Source organism: Paraburkholderia phenoliruptrix (genome assembly GCF_019511605.1).
GTDB lineage: Bacteria > Pseudomonadota > Gammaproteobacteria > Burkholderiales > Burkholderiaceae > Paraburkholderia > Paraburkholderia phenoliruptrix_A.
The window spans coordinates 29,857-44,288 of the sequence record NZ_JAEUAV010000006.1; the positions used below are offsets into that span (position 1 = coordinate 29,857).

Consider the following 14,432-nt stretch of genomic DNA (forward strand, 5'->3'; position numbering starts at 1 on the left):
TAGGAAAATGCAGAGCGTCATACTCAACTGCCCTCTGCCGTTGCGGGGTCGTCGAAGAAATACGCCTTCCATGACTTCGGCTCGTTGCGGATCGCGCCGACTCGGTACATGAACTGCGCGAGACCCAGCGTGTTCTGCGGCGCGATCTTGAACTGCACCTGCGGATTCGTGATGATCTTCAACAGCAGCGCGCGGTCGATCTTCGACTTGTTCACGCGCAGATAAATGTCCGCGGCGGCTTCAGGATTCGCGGCGATAAAGCGCGACGCATCGGCGAGCGCATCCACAAATGCGCGGTACGTCTTCGGGTTGCTGTCGCGGAATTTTTCGGTCGCATAGAGCACCGTTGCGGAACTCGGGCCGCCGAGCACATCGTACGAGTTGAGCACGATATGCGCCTTCGGATTGGCCGCGAGTTCCTGATCCTGAAACGGCGGATTGCCGAAGTGGCCGGTAATTTCCGTGCCGCCGGCAATGATCGCCGCTGCCGCATCGGGATGCGGCAGCGCCTGCGTGTACTTGTCGAGGCGGTTGTACTCCTTGTCGCCCCAACGTTTTGCGGCCGCGTATTGCAGCACGCGCGACTGCACGGACACGTTCACCGCCGGCACCGCGATGCGGTCTTTCGCGGTGAAATCCGCAATGCTTTTGACGTCCGGATTGTTGCTCACGAGGTAGTACGGCAGATTGCCGAGTGAAGCCACGCCCTTCACGTTCTGCTTGCCATGCGTGCGGTCCCAGATTGTCAAAAGCGGACCCACGCCCGCGCCCGCAATATCCACGGCGCCCGACAGCAAGGCGTCGTTGACCGCTGCGCCGCCCGAGAGCTGCACCCAGTCCACCTTGATATCGACGCCCTGCTTGCGGCCTTCCTTTTCGATGAACTGCTGGTCGCGCGCCACGTTCAGGAGCAGATAGACAATGCCGAACTGCTCGGCAATCCGGATCTGCCCTTCGGCATGAGCCTGCGCCGCTGCACCCATACCCGCAGCGCCGACCGAAACGGTCAGCAACGCGGCGGCAATGCGGCGACTAAGGCGACTAAGGCGACTAAGGCGACTGACGCGACTGACGCGACTGACGCGACTGACGCGACTGACAAGCGTCGAGCGTGCAGCGGACGGGTAAATCCTGGCGAACATCGAAACTCCGGTCGGCGAGTGGTATTGAGTGGCTGTTTTATGTCGGACGGTAAGGCGCTCTTCGGGCGCGACGATCAGAACGGCACGTCGCCTTCAATCGTCGTGCGATAGAGTTTGCGGCGCAGATGGTCGGGCGTGCCCGCCGCGAGGTGCATCAGCGAGCGGTTGTCCCAGAACACCATGTCGTGTTCGGCCCAGCGGTGCCGGTACACATGCTCGGCCCGCACGCTGTGCGCGAAGATTTCGTCGAGCAGTTGCTTGCTTTCGTCTTCGGGCAGGCCGATCACGCGGGTCGTGAAATGCTCGCTCACGAACAGCGCCTTGCGCCCAGTCTCCGGATGCGTGCGTACGATCGGGTGCTGCACCGGCTTCACTTGCGCGATCTGTTCGGGCGACAGATTCGGCCGCCACGGGCTGCGCTTTTGCAGTTCGGCATATTTGGCAAGATAGGTGTGCTCGGCCGTGCGTCCCTCCACCGCGCTGCGCAAATGCGCGGGCAACGTGTCCCATGCGAGGTGCATGTTGGCGAACAACGTATCGCCGCCTTCAGCCGGCAATTCCTGCGCGTGCAGCAGCGAACCGAGGCTCGGTTTTTCCTTGTACGAGAGATCCGAGTGCCAGTAGTGACCTGCGTCGCCGAGGCCGATCGGCTTGCCGTTTTCAACGATGTTCGACACCACCAGCACTTCGGGATAGCCGGGCAACTGGAACTGATGCAGCACGTGGATCTGCAGCGGACCAAAGCGGCGGCTAAACGCGATCTGCTCGTCCGGTGTAATGCGTTGATCGCGGAACACCAGCACATGATGATCGAGGTGCGCACGGTGAATGCGCGCGAAATCCTGCTGATTGAGCGGCTTGCTCAGATCGAGCCCGAGCACTTCGGCGCCGACGGGGCCGTCGAACGGGCGAATTTCAATCGGCTGACTGGCGATCGCGCCGCCGGCATGGCGGCTGTCGTGGGCGGCGGTGGAGGCAAAAGCTGTCGTCACGGGACACTCTTCGTCGTATCTGTTCGCGGGGCGCCGTCTCGGCGCAGTCAGACGAATGTACCGGCGCGCAGGCGCGAGGACAACGAAGCAAATGCGATACGGTTATCTGCTGGAGTGATAAACCCGATGTTGCGGCGTGCAACGGTCCGCGCAACCGGCGTTGCGCTCGCGGCTCAAAGGCGGCCTGGACGCGGATCGGGCACGAAGCCGTCGCGATTGGGCATCGCCACGCGCGGCAGCGAAGCCGCGTCGAGTCGCGCATCGGCAGGCACGATGCCGTTCTGATTCAGCAGGAACGCGCTCAGCGCATACACTTCGTCGGCGGAAAGCGATTCGGGCGCGTTGTACGGCATCGCGCGGCGTATGTAGTCGAAGAGCGTCGTTGCATACGGCCAATAGCTGCCCACCGTGCGCTTTGGCTTTGCGCTCGACAACGTGCCCTGGCCGCCTACGAGTGCATCGCCGAGGCCGCCTTCGCCGTGTGCGCCGTGGCACGCCGCACATTTCGCGGCGAACACCCGTGCGCCTGTGGCGACGTCGCCGCTGCCTGGCGGCAGGCCGTGGCCGTCCGGCGCCACGTCGATATTCCAGGCCGCGATGTCGGCTTCCGTGAGCGGGGTACCAACGCCGTGCACCGCGCCGGCATTGCGCGCATCGGTCCTGTTATCGCGCTGACCAAGCGAGCAGCCCGCGAGCGCGATCAGAGCAACGACAGCAACCCTGGCAGCCGGCATGAACCGCAACGGATTGTGCAGCGAACGACGCTCACGCATTGCGTACCTCGCCATCCGCCTGCACGCGCCACTGCTGGATTGCGTTGTAGTGGTACTGCGAATTGAGCCCGCGCGCGGCAACCAGTTGTTCCCGCGTGGGTTGCACGTAGCCGGTGGAATCGGTGGCGCGAGACAGCAGCGCGGCGGGCGCGCCATCCCAGCGCCAGTCCGCTTCGAAGCGCGTCAGCGCGCGGTCGCCGGGCACCCCGTCGAGCCGCGCGAGCCGCCATGACGCGCCGCCGTCCGTGGAAACCTCGACCTTGCGGATGGTGCCGCGCCCGGACCATGCAATGCCGCTAATCGGGTAATAACCGTGCGTGGTGAGGCGATGCCCCGGCGAGGGCCGCGTGATGACTGACTTCGCATCCATCTCGAACACGAACTGGCGTGCCGTGCCGTTCGCGAGCAGGCTCGTGTACTTCGACGTCTCCTCGCGCGTTTGCAGCGGCGCGTCGACCACCTTCAGCCTGCGCAGCCATTTGACGTTGGTATTGCCCTCGAAGCCGGGCACGATGAGGCGCAGCGGATAACCGTTCTCGGGCCGCAGGCGCTCGCCGTTCTGCGCGTACACCACGAGCGCGCGCTCCAGAATGCGGTCGAGCGGCAGGCTGCGTGTCATCGCCGCCGCGTCCGCGCCTTCTGCCAGCAGCCAGGCGCCGCCCTGGGCACGGGTAAGCGCGGATACCCCGCCCACCTCTTCGAGCAATGTCGAAAGGCGCACGCCCGTCCATTCGCAACACGACAGCAAACCGTGGGTCAGTTGCACCGGCAGGCCGCTCGGGCCGTTCCATTCGCTACCGGTATTGCCGGAACATTCGAGGAAATGAATGCTCGACTGCGCCGGCAGACGCAGCAGGTCGTCCATCGTGAAGAGCTTCGGCGTTCGCACGAGGCCGTGAATCGCCAGACGGTGCTGGTCCGGATCGATGTCGGGCACGCCGCCGTGATGGCGTTCGTAGACGAGGCCATTCGGAGTGATGGTGCCGTAGAGGTCCGCGAGCGGCGTCATTGACGAAGCGGCGCCGGGCAGCGGCCATGAGCGGGCGCTTCGGCGCACTACCGTCGCCTCGCGCGGCGACGGCACGCCATACGGATGCTCGAGCACCGGCGCGCCGGGCACGCGGCTCGAAGGCGCGATCTCGAGCGGCTTCATCAACTCGCTTGCCGCCGCAGCTTGTGACGCGACGAGGCCGCCTGCCGCAAGCCGTCCAAGCAGACGGCGGCGGCGAGGCGAGACAAGCGGACGGGACGGCGTTTGGCCAGGGCTCATTGTGGCAGCGGCGCTTCATTGAGAAGTCGACGATGCTAGCAACGCGCGCGCTCACGGCCAAACGATCAATCGTGATATGCAATGCAGCGAACCCAGGTTCGCGCTCTACTCGACCGTCGCCGCCGGCGCCTGCATCAGATTGCGCAGCGTCAGTCTTGCCTCCAGCCCGCCGCCGGCGCGGTTGTGCAGCTCCAGCGTTGCATCCATTGCCAGCGCGAGTTGGCGCGCGATCGCAAGGCCAAGACCAGTACCGCCCGTTTGACGGTTGCGCGAACCTTCGAGCCTGTAGAACGGCTGAAATACATTTTCCAGCGACTCGGCGGGAATGCCGGGGCCGCGGTCGAGCACCGAGATGGTGGCCTGCTGGTCCGCCGACATGGCAATCTGGATCTGCGCCGCGCCGCCGAACTTCAACGCGTTATCCACCAGATTGCCGACAATGCGCCGCAGCGCCTGCGGGCGCGTCATCACCGGCGTGCCGAAGCGGCCTTCCAGCGAGACGGCCTGGTCGGCGTCCACGTAATCGCACACGAGACTGTCGAACAGCGCATCCGGATCGATTCGGCGCGGCATTTCCGTCGCCCCGTGCAAGGTGCGCGCGTAGGTGACGCCTTCTTTCACGAGCGCTTCCATTTCCTGCAAGTCCTGACGCAGTTTCGCGCTTTCCGGTTCGCCGTCCATCATGTCGACACGCAAACGCATGCGCGTGATCGGCGTTTGCAGATCGTGCGAGATGGCCGCGAGAATCTGCATGCGCTCGGTCACGTACATCGCAATGCGTTCCTGCATCGCATTGAATGCGCGGGCCGCGCGTGCGACCTCGGAAGGCCCGCTTTCGCTGAGCCGCCCGGCCTTCAGGTCGGGGCCGAGCGCATCCGCAGCAACCGCCAGTTGATGCAGCGGGCGCGTGGCCGTCCGCACCGCGAACCAGCAGCAGCCGAGCAGCACCGCGAGTTGCAGCAGCAGCACGAGCGGCAGCCATTGCGAGAGCGGCGCGCCGGACATTGGACGCATATCGATGGTAAGCGGCGTGCCGTCGCGCAGTTTCAGGTGGACCTGCAGGCGTTCGCGGTCGCCAGGCACCGCATTGACCGTGAGCGGATAGTTGGTGCCGATGCCATCCGCAATGGAACGCGCGACGCGCGCCGACAGGTTCGCATCCACGGGGCCGCCGCTCACGCCCGGCCCCAGCACGAACTCGTAGCTGCGCCGCGCGAGCCGCGGCAGCCACTGAGCGCGTTCGTTCGCGGGCAGGTGATCGAGCAGCGCCACCGAGCTCGCGACCTCGCGCTCGATGTAGCCCATCATCACGTTCGTCATGGTCTGGTCGCGCTCGGTCATGGTGAGCCAGAACGACAACACCTGCGCCGACGCGAGTCCGACAAACAGAATCACGGTCAAACGCGCGAACAGCGTGCGCGGCCAGTGCAACGACGCAAGCAGCTTCATTGCTGATCCTCGATTACCTGCACGGCGGCCGAAAACACATAGCCTTCGCTGCGCAGCGTCTTGATGTAACGCGGTTCGCGCGCGACGTCGCGCAAACGCTGACGCAGGCGGCTCACCATGAGGTCGATCGAGCGGTCGAACGGATCGGACTGACGGCCTTGCGTCAGGTTAAGCAGTTGATCGCGCGTCAACACGCGCTGCGGATGGTCGAGAAATACGCGCAGCAAGCGGTATTCGGCGCCGCTGAGCGCGACCATCGTCCCTTCAGGATCGAGCAGATGGCGCGCCGTGGTGTCGAGCCGCCAGTCGCCGAAGCCGAGCATCTGCGCGCTTTCCGTCACCTGCATGCCGGGCGGCAGCATGCGCGCGCGGCGCAGCACCGCGCGAATGCGCGCGAGCAGTTCGCGCACCGCAAAGGGTTTCGGCAGATAGTCGTCGGCGCCCATTTCCAGGCCGAGAATGCGGTCGGCCTCTTCGTTGCGGGCGGTCAGCATCAGCACGGGCACCGTGCGGAACTTGCCGGCGCGCAGTTCGCGGCACAGCACAAGCCCGTCTTCGCCGGGCATCATCAGATCGAGCACGATCAGGTCCGGCGTGCCTTGCTCCAGCGCGGCGCGCATTTGCCGCCCGTTGGCCGCGAGCGAAACGCGCATGCCGTTCTTTTCCAGGTAGCCGGCGATCAGTTCGCGAATGCCGCGATCGTCGTCGACAATCAGTACGTGGTCGATCGTGTCCATCAATGGATCATCTCTTTTGACGTTTCACCTGCACCCGGCTCGCGTACAGCATCGAACACTGCACCGGATGCGCCCATTCCGCCGCGACGCCTCCCGCGATGAACGCGACGATTGCCAGCAGCCGTTTCATGCGTCCTCCACGACGGAAAGACTGGCGCCGTCGGAAAGACCGGCATCCAGCGTATACGGATCGATCCCTTCCAGGCAACCGATATTGACGCGCCACAGCGCGGCGTCCTTGCGGGTCTGGTGAAACGGATAAATACCGCAGTGCTTGCAGAAAAAATGCCGCGCGACGCGTGTGTTGAACTGATAGAGCGTGAGCGCATCCTCGCCTTGCGTGATGGTCAACCGGTCGCGGGCAAACGGCGGGCTCATCAGCGCGCCCTTGCGGCGGCACAGGCTGCAATTGCAGCGCGCCGCGGGCACCACCGGCGTCTTCACTTCAAATCTGACGGCTTTGCAGTGGCAACTGCCCTTGAGAGTCTCAGTGTGCGCTTCGGCCTGCATGTTGGTCTCCTGTGACTGGCAATGCCTGCTTTATAGCGCGCGGCCGGGCGGGATTTATGTCGCAATGTATCCGAACCTGCATCTGACACAAAACATTGCATCGGGCGCGTCGCGGCACCGGTTTGCTGCGTGGCGGCATGCGTTTGTCCTGCAGCGCGACGCGTTCGCCGATTCGTCGCCGCCTGCGCCGATTTGTATCGCTCTGTATATGAAGCCTCGCGCGATACACAGCATTGCAATACCGGCCTTCGCTGACACAAGCCAGATACCCGCCGCGATTCTAATCTCGTCAACGACGGATTCGGGGCATCGCCTCGGGCTGATCCGGACGGATTGCTTCTGCTTCCACTTATGGAGAACGACATGTCAGACAAAGTGCTGTACACCGGCAAGACCCACACCACCGGCGGACGCGACGGCGCCGCGCGCAGCTCCGACGCGAGGCTCGACGTCAAGCTCGGCTCGCCCGGCGCGTCCGCGACCGGCACGAACCCGGAGCAGATGCTCGCCGCGGGATGGTCTGCGTGCTTCATCGGCGCAATGGGTATCGCTGCGAAGAACCTGGAAGTTTCGCTGCCGGCCGACACGGCTGTGGACGCAGAGATCGATCTGGCCATGAACGATAGCGGCTATTTCCTGCGTGCGCGGCTCAACGTCAGCCTGCCCGGCATCCCGCGCGACACCGCGCAGAAACTGACGGAGATGGCGCACCAGACCTGCCCGTATTCGAAGGCGACGCGCGGCAATATCGACGTGACGATCACGGTGGTCTGAAGCCGGCCGCTGCCAAGCCGCTGTCGCTGTATCCGGCGGCTTGACAGCGCGGCGTGGCTCACCGCCTGCCGGTGAGTCGGCGCTAGTGCGCCGTGCTCGCGTCGTCGTCGCCGATTACGCCGAATTCCACGGCCGTCTTCACGTAAAACAGATGCACGCCCTCGGCGCGCAGGCGCTCGAACAGCGTGCGGGCTTCTTCACTCGTCATCGCCATGACGACCGACAACGGCTGATCCGCCAATTCGAAAAAATGCGCGGAATGCACCCGGTGGTGGTGACCGATGCCTTCGCTCGCCGGTATTACAGTCGCGCCGCGCAAGCCAAGTTCGCCGGCCAAATTGACCAGCCAGTCGGCGAGCGGCTTGCCGCGATGGCGGCGATCGTGCTGGGTGAAGAAGGTGATCTGGTAGCCGTTCATGTCCGTGCCTCCTTGGCGCCGAGCCCTGTTGTGGCCGGGTAGCGCGCCTCGCCACCCGGCTCAGGCAACTGCCAGCAGGCAATGACGGCCGGCCGCTTCGGCCGCGCTCATCGGGCACGGACCTCCGCGTTCGGCGCCGCCCATGCCTGCGCTTCCGCCGCCGCTGCCTCTATTGCTTGCGCCTCCTGCACTGCCTGCGCTGCTTGCATTGCTTGCATTGCTTGCATTGCTTGCACTGCTTGCACTGCTTGCACTGCTTGCACTGCTTGCATTGCTTGCACTGCTTGCACTGCTTGCACTGCTTGCACTGCTTGCATTGCTTGCACTGCTTGCGCTGCTTGCGCTGCTTGCGCTGCTTGCGCTGCCTGCACTGCCACCCGCACCACCGCCGCCATTCCCACCGCTGCGGCGGGCTGCACCCGGCGCGGGCCACGCGTCCGCACCGACGAGCGGCACGAAGCTCACTTCGCCGAGCGAGCAGGTTTGATAATCGTCTTCGCCGCAGCGAACGAGTTTGACAAGCCTCTGATAATGCCGGTCCCGGCCCACCGGCATCACGATCCGGCCGCCGACTGCGAGCTGTTTGCGCCAGATCTCGGGAATATGCGGGCCGCCCGCCGCCGCGATGATCGCGTCATAAGGAGCGTGCTCCGCGAGACCCGCGGTGCCGTCACCGAGATAGACGGTGACGTTGCGAATCTCCAGCCGCGCGAGAATCTCGCGTGCCGTGGCGACGAGTTCCGCGTGCCGTTCGATCGAATGGACGTGCGCGGCAAGCGCGGCAGCCACCGCGGCGGCATAGCCGGAGCCGGTGCCGACGTCGAGCACCACGTCGGCGGGCGAAAGGTCCGCGGCCTCGATCATGGTCGCGACAATGGCGGGCTGCGAGATAGTCTGCTCGTTGCCGATGGGCAGCGGCCTGTCTTCGTAGGCGAGATCGCGCAGATAGTCGGGCACGAATGCCTCGCGGGGCACCCGGCGCATCGCGGCCAGCACTCTCGAATCGCAAATGCCGCGGCGCACGATCTGCCGCTCCACCATGCGCTCGCGGGCCTCGTTGAAATCGGTCATCGCCACCTCCGTCTTGCAGCCGGCACCCGCGTGCCGCGTCGCAGCAGAGCGCCGGACAGCTGACATCGCGTGATGGCCGGCGAACGCGGGAGCTTCGTTCAGTCTACGCCCAGAACGGGCAGCGCAAAACGGGGCGCCGCAGGCGCGGCTGGACAGCCGGAGCTGGTGGCGCGGCGGCTTAGCCGGGAATCTCGGGTTCGACCAGCCTGGCAAGCTGCATCAGCGATTCCTGCCAGCCGAGGTAGCACATCTCCACGGGAATCACTTCGGGCACGCCTTCCTGAAGAATCGACACCTCCGTGCCGCACGACACCTTGCGAAACGTGATCGTCGCGGACATTTCGCCGGGCAGATTCGGATCGTCGAAGCGGTCGGTGTAGCGGATTTTCTCGGACGGCACGAGTTCGACGTACTCGCCGCCGAACGAGTGGCTGCTGCCGCTGCTGAAGTTGCGAAACGACATCTTGTACGTGCCGCCGACGCGGCCCTCGAAGTGGTGCACCTGGCAAGTAAAACCATACGGAGGCAGCCATTTCGCGAGCGCGTCCGGTTCGAGGAACGCGCGATACACACGCTCGGCAGGGGCGCGCAGCACGCGGTGGAGTTTGATGGTTCCGGTAGTCATGGTAAGCCGCCTTTCGGTTGAGAAGTGGGACACACTGCTACGACGATGCGACGGGAGCGAAATCGACACGCTGCACAAAAGAATTTGTCGGACGCCGCCGCGCCCGGCGCTCGTGCGACACGGGCGTTACCGCCGTTCGCGGCCGGCGCGGACTGCTTTGGCGCGAGCCGCGTCCCGGCGATAGACTACCAGGACAGCTCTTGCAGGAGGGTCTCATGCGGCTCGTCGACTGGAACATTCAGTGGGGACGCGGCGTGGACGGCCGCGTCGATCTCGCCCGCATCGTGCGCGAGGCGCGGGCGCTGTGCGACTTCGACATCATGTGCATGCAGGAAGTCACGCGCGGTTTTCATGAGTCGCCGTCGGCCGGAGGGCTCGCAGGCGGTCCGGGCGCCGACCAGTTCGCCGAGCTTGCCGCCCTGCTGCCTGGCATGACCGTGATCGACGCGACCGGCTCGGACCTTCCGCCCATCGGCACCGGTAGCCGGCGGCGTCAGTTCGGCAACGCTATCGTCACGCGTCTGCCGGTCAGACAGGTTCTGCGCCACTCGCTGCCCTGGCCCGCCGATCCGGCCAAGCCGTCGATGCTGCGCGTCGCGCTCGAAGCCGTGATCAACACCGACGTTGGACCGTTGCGCGTCATCAGCACGCATCTGGAGTTCTATTCGGAAACGCAGCGGCTCGCGCAGGTTGAGCGGCTGCGCGAACTGCACCGCGAGGCGTGCGATCATGCGCGACGCCCGGCACGGGCGGAAAAGCAGGACAGCCCGTTTGCCGACACGGGGCGTCCAATGAGCGCAATTGTCTGCGGCGACTTCAACAGCGCGTTCGAAGGCGCCGCCTATCGCAAGATGCTCGAACCGATTGCCGACGCACCCGCGTTCGCCGACGCCTGGACGCGCGCGCATGGCGACAGCGCGCGCGAGCCGACCGTCGGCTTATACGACAAGGAGCAGTGGCCCGACGGCCCGTTTGCATGCGACTTCATTTTCGTGACCGAAGACCTTACGCCGCGCGTGGCGAGCTGCGAGGTGGACCCGCACAGCAGGTCGTCCGACCATCAGCCAATGTGGCTCGAGCTGCGGTAACGGGCGGCCACGTACGACGAAAGCCGGCCCGGCGCGCTAGATGCGCGGCAGGTCGTCAATGCACTTTTCGATGTGGCCGTCGGGGACGTCGGTGTCGATTCCGTCGTGCCCGTTGGTGTGGGAGACGGCCACGATCTTCGGCCCGAGAAAGCGCGTGCCGCCGAGCGTGAAAAGGGACCAGACGGCGTCGCCGCGGCGAATCGCGGCCACCACCTGGGCGACTTCGACAATGGAAGTCGGCGACAACCAGCTGCGCGTGGCCGGGTCGACAGCCGCCCAGCGCACATGCGTGATCCGGTCGTTCGAAGGGTTGATGCGCACAGCGTCGATACCGAACGTAGCCATGATATTTCCCCCCAGCACCCTGGCACTGACTGACCATCCTAGCATGATCGTCCAAGGCGTCGAGCGCGGCAAGCGCTGCCCTGCCGGGGCTTTCGCGGGCGCAATAAAAAAGCCGACACCGGACAAACCGGTGTCGGCCAAGTACTGATTCAAACACACATGGTAGGGATCAGCTACCAGGTAGCCGGGATTACGGCAGCGCCGCCGCAAACTTTAATTTTCGCGGCGGGCAGGAGGGCTCGCGCATGACGGCGTGCTTGCCTTGCTGCCGGAACCCGACCTTGCGGTGTGGCGTGCGCGGCCAGGGTTTTGTCCTCAGGCTCTGACGCTCACGCTGGCAGCGCCTCGTTCGCAATGCCAATATCAGATCATCACGCCGGTGCGTGACCTTTCTCGTACTTCACTCAGTGAGCGGGAGGATAAAGTGCCGCGCTCTATCCCCAGCGGGTCGATCCCCAGTCATCTGATCGCCGCGCTCGCGGCGTTGCTGATGTTGTCCTTCCTGAGCCTGACGGCGGGTGTGCGCGTGACGCGTGCCGCCGCGCCCGTGCAGGCCGTCACTTGCCAGGCCGCCTCCACGACGCGACCGCAGCCCGTGCTGCCAAAAGGATTCACCGAGCAGATCCTGTACAAAGGCTGCCTGAACCAGCCGACCGCGATCGGTTTCAATTCGGATAAAACGCGGGTTTTCGTCGCCGAGAAAGGCGGGCGCGTGTGGAATTGCGAGCTTGCCTCGCCAGTCTGCACGCTGTTTGCCGACCTCAGCAGCGAAGTCTGCAACCAGGACGACCGCGGGCTTCTCGGGCTTGCCGTCGACCCATTGAACGACGCGAAAGTCTACGTTCTCTACACGACGCCTCGCGCCGCCGGAGCATGCAGCGGATACTTTCCGACCGCCGGGCAGCTCTCGCTGCTCACGCCTGCGGGCGAAACGAAAATCCTGCCCGCAGCCGGCGCAACCAGCCAGACGTGGTGCTTTTACTCGCAGTCTCATAGTATCGGCGCGCTCGTGTTCGGCAGCGACAACAGGACGCTTTTCGTCAGCGCGGGCGACGGCGCCAACTTCCAGCAAGTGGACTACGGTCAGCTCGACAACGCTTGCGGCGACGGCACGAATCTGCCTCAAGGTGCGTTCCGCAGCCAGGGCGTCTCGCCGTACAGCGACGGCGTCATTCTGCGCATCACGAACCCCGGCACGGGCACGCAAAGCGTCGCGACCATCGCAAACGGCTTGCGCAACCCGTTCCGCTTTGCCCGCGCGCCGGGCTCGACCGACGAGCTGTATATCGGCAACGTCGGCTGGAACACGTGGGAAGCCATCGACCACGCGAGCATTGACGGCCAGAACTTCGGCTGGCCATGCTACGAAGGCCCGAACACGCAGCCCGACTATCAGGCCACCAACTATTGCGGCAGCGTCGGCGGCGTCACCGCGCCCTTTTTCGCTTACGGGCACCAGAGCTACGTTTCGGAAGAGGACAGAAAGGGCAAGACCTGCGGAGGCCGGCCCTCTGGCGGCGGGCCGGATCAGAACGGCAGCGTGATATCGGCAATCGGCTTTACCGACGGCACGAGCCAGACTTACCCCGCGCCCTATGACAAGGCTTTGTATTTCGGCGACATTCTGCGCAAATGCATCTGGACGATGCAGCCGCCGGATAACACGCCGCGGACCTTTGCCAAGGCTCTGGAGGGAGGTCCGGTGGACTTGAAGACGGGTCCGGGCGGCGATCTTTTTTACGTTGACCTGATTACCAGCACGGTCAGGCGCATCAGTCACAAGTAGGAGCGGCTGATGGCGCCCTTACGGCGTGGCGTGACGTGGCGTGAAGATGCAATCACCAGAACCGCTCACGCCAACCCGTCACATCGACGCGGCCAGCCAGGCGCTGACGCGATGCGGCCCGCTTCGTGCGACCGCATCGCGCTTGCACAGCCGTGCGCCTGACCCTGACGACTTCGTCAACCCATTGTCAGCACCACGCGGAACCGGGCGTCGCCGCTCATCATCCGTTCATAGGCTTCGGCCGCGCGCTCGAGCGGAAATTCTTCGATCATCGGCTTGACGCCGGACAGCGCGCTGAACGCAAGCGTATCCTGCGAATCCGCCGACGTCCCCGACGGCCAGCCCTGGATCGAACTGCGCCCCATGATGAATTGCGCGATCGGAACCTCGACGGGCTCTTCCGAAATGCCGACCATGATCAGCTTGCCGTTCAGCCCCAAGCCGCCCACCGCCGCGCTCATGGCCTTGCCGCTCGTCACCGTCGCGAGAATGACGCGCGCGCCGCCGAGCTTCTGCAGTTCCTCGGCAACGTTTTGTGCGCGGCTGTCGATGTAGTGATGAGCGCCCAGCTCCTTCGCGAGCGACGCTTTGTCCTGCCCGCGCGCGATCGCAACGGTCCGAAAGCCCATTTTCCGCGCGAACTGCACGCCGAGATGCCCAAGCCCGCCGACCCCGAGGATGGCGACGACATCGCCCGCGCGCGCGCCGCTATTGCGCAGCGCGTTATACGTGGTGATGCCCGCGCACAGCAGCGGCGCCGCGTCGGTGTCCGATAGATCGTCGGGAATGCTGGCCAACGCCTCGACCGGCGCGACGACGAACTCCGCATAGCCGCCGTCGTAACTGATGCCCGGTATTTGTGCTTTCTCGCAAAGCACGAAGTCGCCGTGCCTGCACCGCGCGCAGCGTCCGCAATGACCGCCATGCCAGCCGACGCCCACGCGCTGCCCGACTGTCCATCCCTCGATGCCGGCGCCGAGCGCGTCGATCACGCCGGCAATCTCGTGTCCCGGAACTCGCGGAAATTGCAGACCGGGCCACTGGCCTTCCTTTGTCAGCGAATCGCTGTGACAGATTCCGCACGCCTGCACCTTGATGCGGACCTGACCGTCGCCCGGCTGCGGGATGTCCCGCTCGACCACCGTCAACGGCCCTCCTGCTGCGTCAACCTGTACCGCTTTCATGCTGGACATGGGTTTCACCTCGCTTCTCGTGGATAGGATCGGCGCTCGGGGCTTGCCTCGCGCGACACGCGGACGATCCGCGCCAGCGCGACAGCGCGAACTCATTGACCATAGTGAAAAACGAGGTGAAATCCAACCTGCGCGTCGAGTGGCAAGACGCCTTTTTGTCTGCGTTGTTGTCGGCGGCGCCCCTGCATGGGTGCGGTTCTTGCGTCGGTTGTCCGCGTCGGTTGCCCGCGTCGGGAAACGCGCGGCACGTGAGCAGCAT

General features: G+C 64.9%; 16 protein-coding genes. 3 read left to right on the forward strand and 13 right to left on the reverse strand.

The genetic code is table 11. The features are described 5' to 3' along the window. Nucleotides 1-23 precede the first annotated feature (23 nt). From JNB89_RS10580 to JNB89_RS10610, 8 genes are all read right to left on the reverse strand, one after another. On the reverse strand, nt 24-1,142 hold the full coding sequence (locus JNB89_RS10580) for an ABC transporter substrate-binding protein (RefSeq protein WP_220362135.1): 1,119 nt from the start codon (nt 1,140-1,142) through the stop codon (nt 24-26). Between the two features lie 74 nt (nt 1,143-1,216). Continuing rightward, nucleotides 1,217-2,134 (reverse strand): TauD/TfdA dioxygenase family protein, encoded by a 918-nt coding sequence (locus JNB89_RS10585; RefSeq protein WP_220362136.1) that lies wholly within the window; start codon nt 2,132-2,134, stop codon nt 1,217-1,219. A 173-nt stretch (nt 2,135-2,307) separates the two neighbouring features. Further along, a complete protein-coding gene (locus tag JNB89_RS10590; protein WP_220362137.1) occupies nt 2,308-2,907 on the reverse strand; it encodes a c-type cytochrome in 600 nt (199 codons plus the stop codon). Further along, nucleotides 2,900-4,177 (reverse strand): sulfite dehydrogenase, encoded by a 1,278-nt coding sequence (gene soxC / locus JNB89_RS10595; protein WP_220362138.1) that lies wholly within the window; start codon nt 4,175-4,177, stop codon nt 2,900-2,902. Before soxC ends, JNB89_RS10590 begins: the two co-directional genes overlap by 8 nt. A 105-nt stretch (nt 4,178-4,282) precedes the next feature. Further along, nucleotides 4,283-5,626 (reverse strand): ATP-binding protein, encoded by a 1,344-nt coding sequence (locus JNB89_RS10600; RefSeq protein WP_220362139.1) that lies wholly within the window; start codon nt 5,624-5,626, stop codon nt 4,283-4,285. Next, nucleotides 5,623-6,363 (reverse strand): response regulator, encoded by a 741-nt coding sequence (locus tag JNB89_RS10605; RefSeq protein ID WP_013342601.1) that lies wholly within the window; start codon nt 6,361-6,363, stop codon nt 5,623-5,625. The genes JNB89_RS10600 and JNB89_RS10605 overlap by 4 nt, the downstream gene beginning before the upstream one ends. 7 nt (nt 6,364-6,370) lie before the next feature. Next, a complete protein-coding gene (locus tag JNB89_RS31225; RefSeq protein ID WP_013342600.1) occupies nt 6,371-6,493 on the reverse strand; it encodes a hypothetical protein in 123 nt (40 codons plus the stop codon). Continuing rightward, on the reverse strand, nt 6,490-6,873 hold the full coding sequence (locus JNB89_RS10610) for a GFA family protein (RefSeq protein ID WP_220362140.1): 384 nt from the start codon (nt 6,871-6,873) through the stop codon (nt 6,490-6,492). Before JNB89_RS10610 ends, JNB89_RS31225 begins: the two co-directional genes overlap by 4 nt. 363 nt (nt 6,874-7,236) lie before the next feature. Here JNB89_RS10610 and JNB89_RS10615 point away from each other — a divergent pair, with 363 nt between their 5' ends. Further along, a complete protein-coding gene (locus JNB89_RS10615; RefSeq protein WP_135891217.1) occupies nt 7,237-7,647 on the forward strand; it encodes an organic hydroperoxide resistance protein in 411 nt (136 codons plus the stop codon). A gap of 82 nt (nt 7,648-7,729) precedes the next feature. Here the strand turns inward: JNB89_RS10615 and JNB89_RS10620 are convergent, their stop codons facing one another. The 3 genes from JNB89_RS10620 to JNB89_RS10630 form a co-directional block, all read right to left on the reverse strand. Continuing rightward, the gene (locus tag JNB89_RS10620; RefSeq protein ID WP_220362141.1) at nt 7,730-8,065 is read right to left on the reverse strand and encodes a DUF190 domain-containing protein; all 336 of its coding nucleotides are present in this window, start codon (nt 8,063-8,065) and stop codon (nt 7,730-7,732) included. Between the two features lie 60 nt (nt 8,066-8,125). Next, entirely contained in the window at nt 8,126-9,136 is a 1,011-nt protein-coding gene (locus tag JNB89_RS10625; RefSeq protein WP_220362142.1) for a protein-L-isoaspartate(D-aspartate) O-methyltransferase, read from the reverse strand. A gap of 178 nt (nt 9,137-9,314) precedes the next feature. Continuing rightward, a complete protein-coding gene (locus tag JNB89_RS10630) occupies nt 9,315-9,761 on the reverse strand; it encodes an SRPBCC family protein (RefSeq protein ID WP_220362143.1) in 447 nt (148 codons plus the stop codon). 215 nt (nt 9,762-9,976) lie between these two features. On the opposite strand from JNB89_RS10630, the gene JNB89_RS10635 reads away from it, so the two are divergent. Next, nucleotides 9,977-10,849, forward strand: coding sequence for an endonuclease/exonuclease/phosphatase family protein (locus tag JNB89_RS10635; RefSeq protein ID WP_220362144.1), 873 nt, complete (start codon nt 9,977-9,979; stop codon nt 10,847-10,849). Between the two features lie 36 nt (nt 10,850-10,885). On the opposite strand, the gene JNB89_RS10640 is transcribed toward JNB89_RS10635, so the two are convergent. After that, the gene (locus JNB89_RS10640) at nt 10,886-11,194 is read right to left on the reverse strand and encodes a hypothetical protein (RefSeq protein WP_013342593.1); all 309 of its coding nucleotides are present in this window, start codon (nt 11,192-11,194) and stop codon (nt 10,886-10,888) included. A 424-nt stretch (nt 11,195-11,618) separates the two neighbouring features. Between JNB89_RS10640 and JNB89_RS10645 the strand changes: the two genes are divergently transcribed. Next, nucleotides 11,619-12,980, forward strand: coding sequence for a PQQ-dependent sugar dehydrogenase (locus JNB89_RS10645; protein WP_220362145.1), 1,362 nt, complete (start codon nt 11,619-11,621; stop codon nt 12,978-12,980). A gap of 176 nt (nt 12,981-13,156) precedes the next feature. On the opposite strand, the gene JNB89_RS10650 is transcribed toward JNB89_RS10645, so the two are convergent. Next, nucleotides 13,157-14,173: an alcohol dehydrogenase gene (locus tag JNB89_RS10650; protein WP_013342591.1), complete on the reverse strand. Its 1,017-nt coding sequence runs from the start codon at nt 14,171-14,173 to the stop codon at nt 13,157-13,159. Nucleotides 14,174-14,432: the final 259 nt, after the last annotated feature.

Coding starts and splice junctions, on each gene's coding strand:
- JNB89_RS10625 (WP_220362142.1), bottom strand. CDS start 9,136: ATGACCGATTTCAACGAGGCCCGCGAGCGCATGGTGGAGCGGCAGATC.
- JNB89_RS10615 (WP_135891217.1), top strand. CDS start 7,237: ATGTCAGACAAAGTGCTGTACACCGGCAAGACCCACACCACCGGCGGA.
- JNB89_RS10580 (WP_220362135.1), bottom strand. CDS start 1,142: ATGTTCGCCAGGATTTACCCGTCCGCTGCACGCTCGACGCTTGTCAGT.
- JNB89_RS10610 (WP_220362140.1), bottom strand. CDS start 6,873: ATGCAGGCCGAAGCGCACACTGAGACTCTCAAGGGCAGTTGCCACTGC.
- JNB89_RS10650 (WP_013342591.1), bottom strand. CDS start 14,173: ATGTCCAGCATGAAAGCGGTACAGGTTGACGCAGCAGGAGGGCCGTTG.
- JNB89_RS10630 (WP_220362143.1), bottom strand. CDS start 9,761: ATGACTACCGGAACCATCAAACTCCACCGCGTGCTGCGCGCCCCTGCC.
- JNB89_RS10600 (WP_220362139.1), bottom strand. CDS start 5,626: ATGAAGCTGCTTGCGTCGTTGCACTGGCCGCGCACGCTGTTCGCGCGT.
- JNB89_RS10590 (WP_220362137.1), bottom strand. CDS start 2,907: ATGCGTGAGCGTCGTTCGCTGCACAATCCGTTGCGGTTCATGCCGGCT.
- JNB89_RS10620 (WP_220362141.1), bottom strand. CDS start 8,065: ATGAACGGCTACCAGATCACCTTCTTCACCCAGCACGATCGCCGCCAT.
- JNB89_RS31225 (WP_013342600.1), bottom strand. CDS start 6,493: ATGAAACGGCTGCTGGCAATCGTCGCGTTCATCGCGGGAGGCGTCGCG.
- soxC (WP_220362138.1), bottom strand. CDS start 4,177: ATGAGCCCTGGCCAAACGCCGTCCCGTCCGCTTGTCTCGCCTCGCCGC.
- JNB89_RS10605 (WP_013342601.1), bottom strand. CDS start 6,363: ATGGACACGATCGACCACGTACTGATTGTCGACGACGATCGCGGCATT.
- JNB89_RS10640 (WP_013342593.1), bottom strand. CDS start 11,194: ATGGCTACGTTCGGTATCGACGCTGTGCGCATCAACCCTTCGAACGAC.
- JNB89_RS10635 (WP_220362144.1), top strand. CDS start 9,977: ATGCGGCTCGTCGACTGGAACATTCAGTGGGGACGCGGCGTGGACGGC.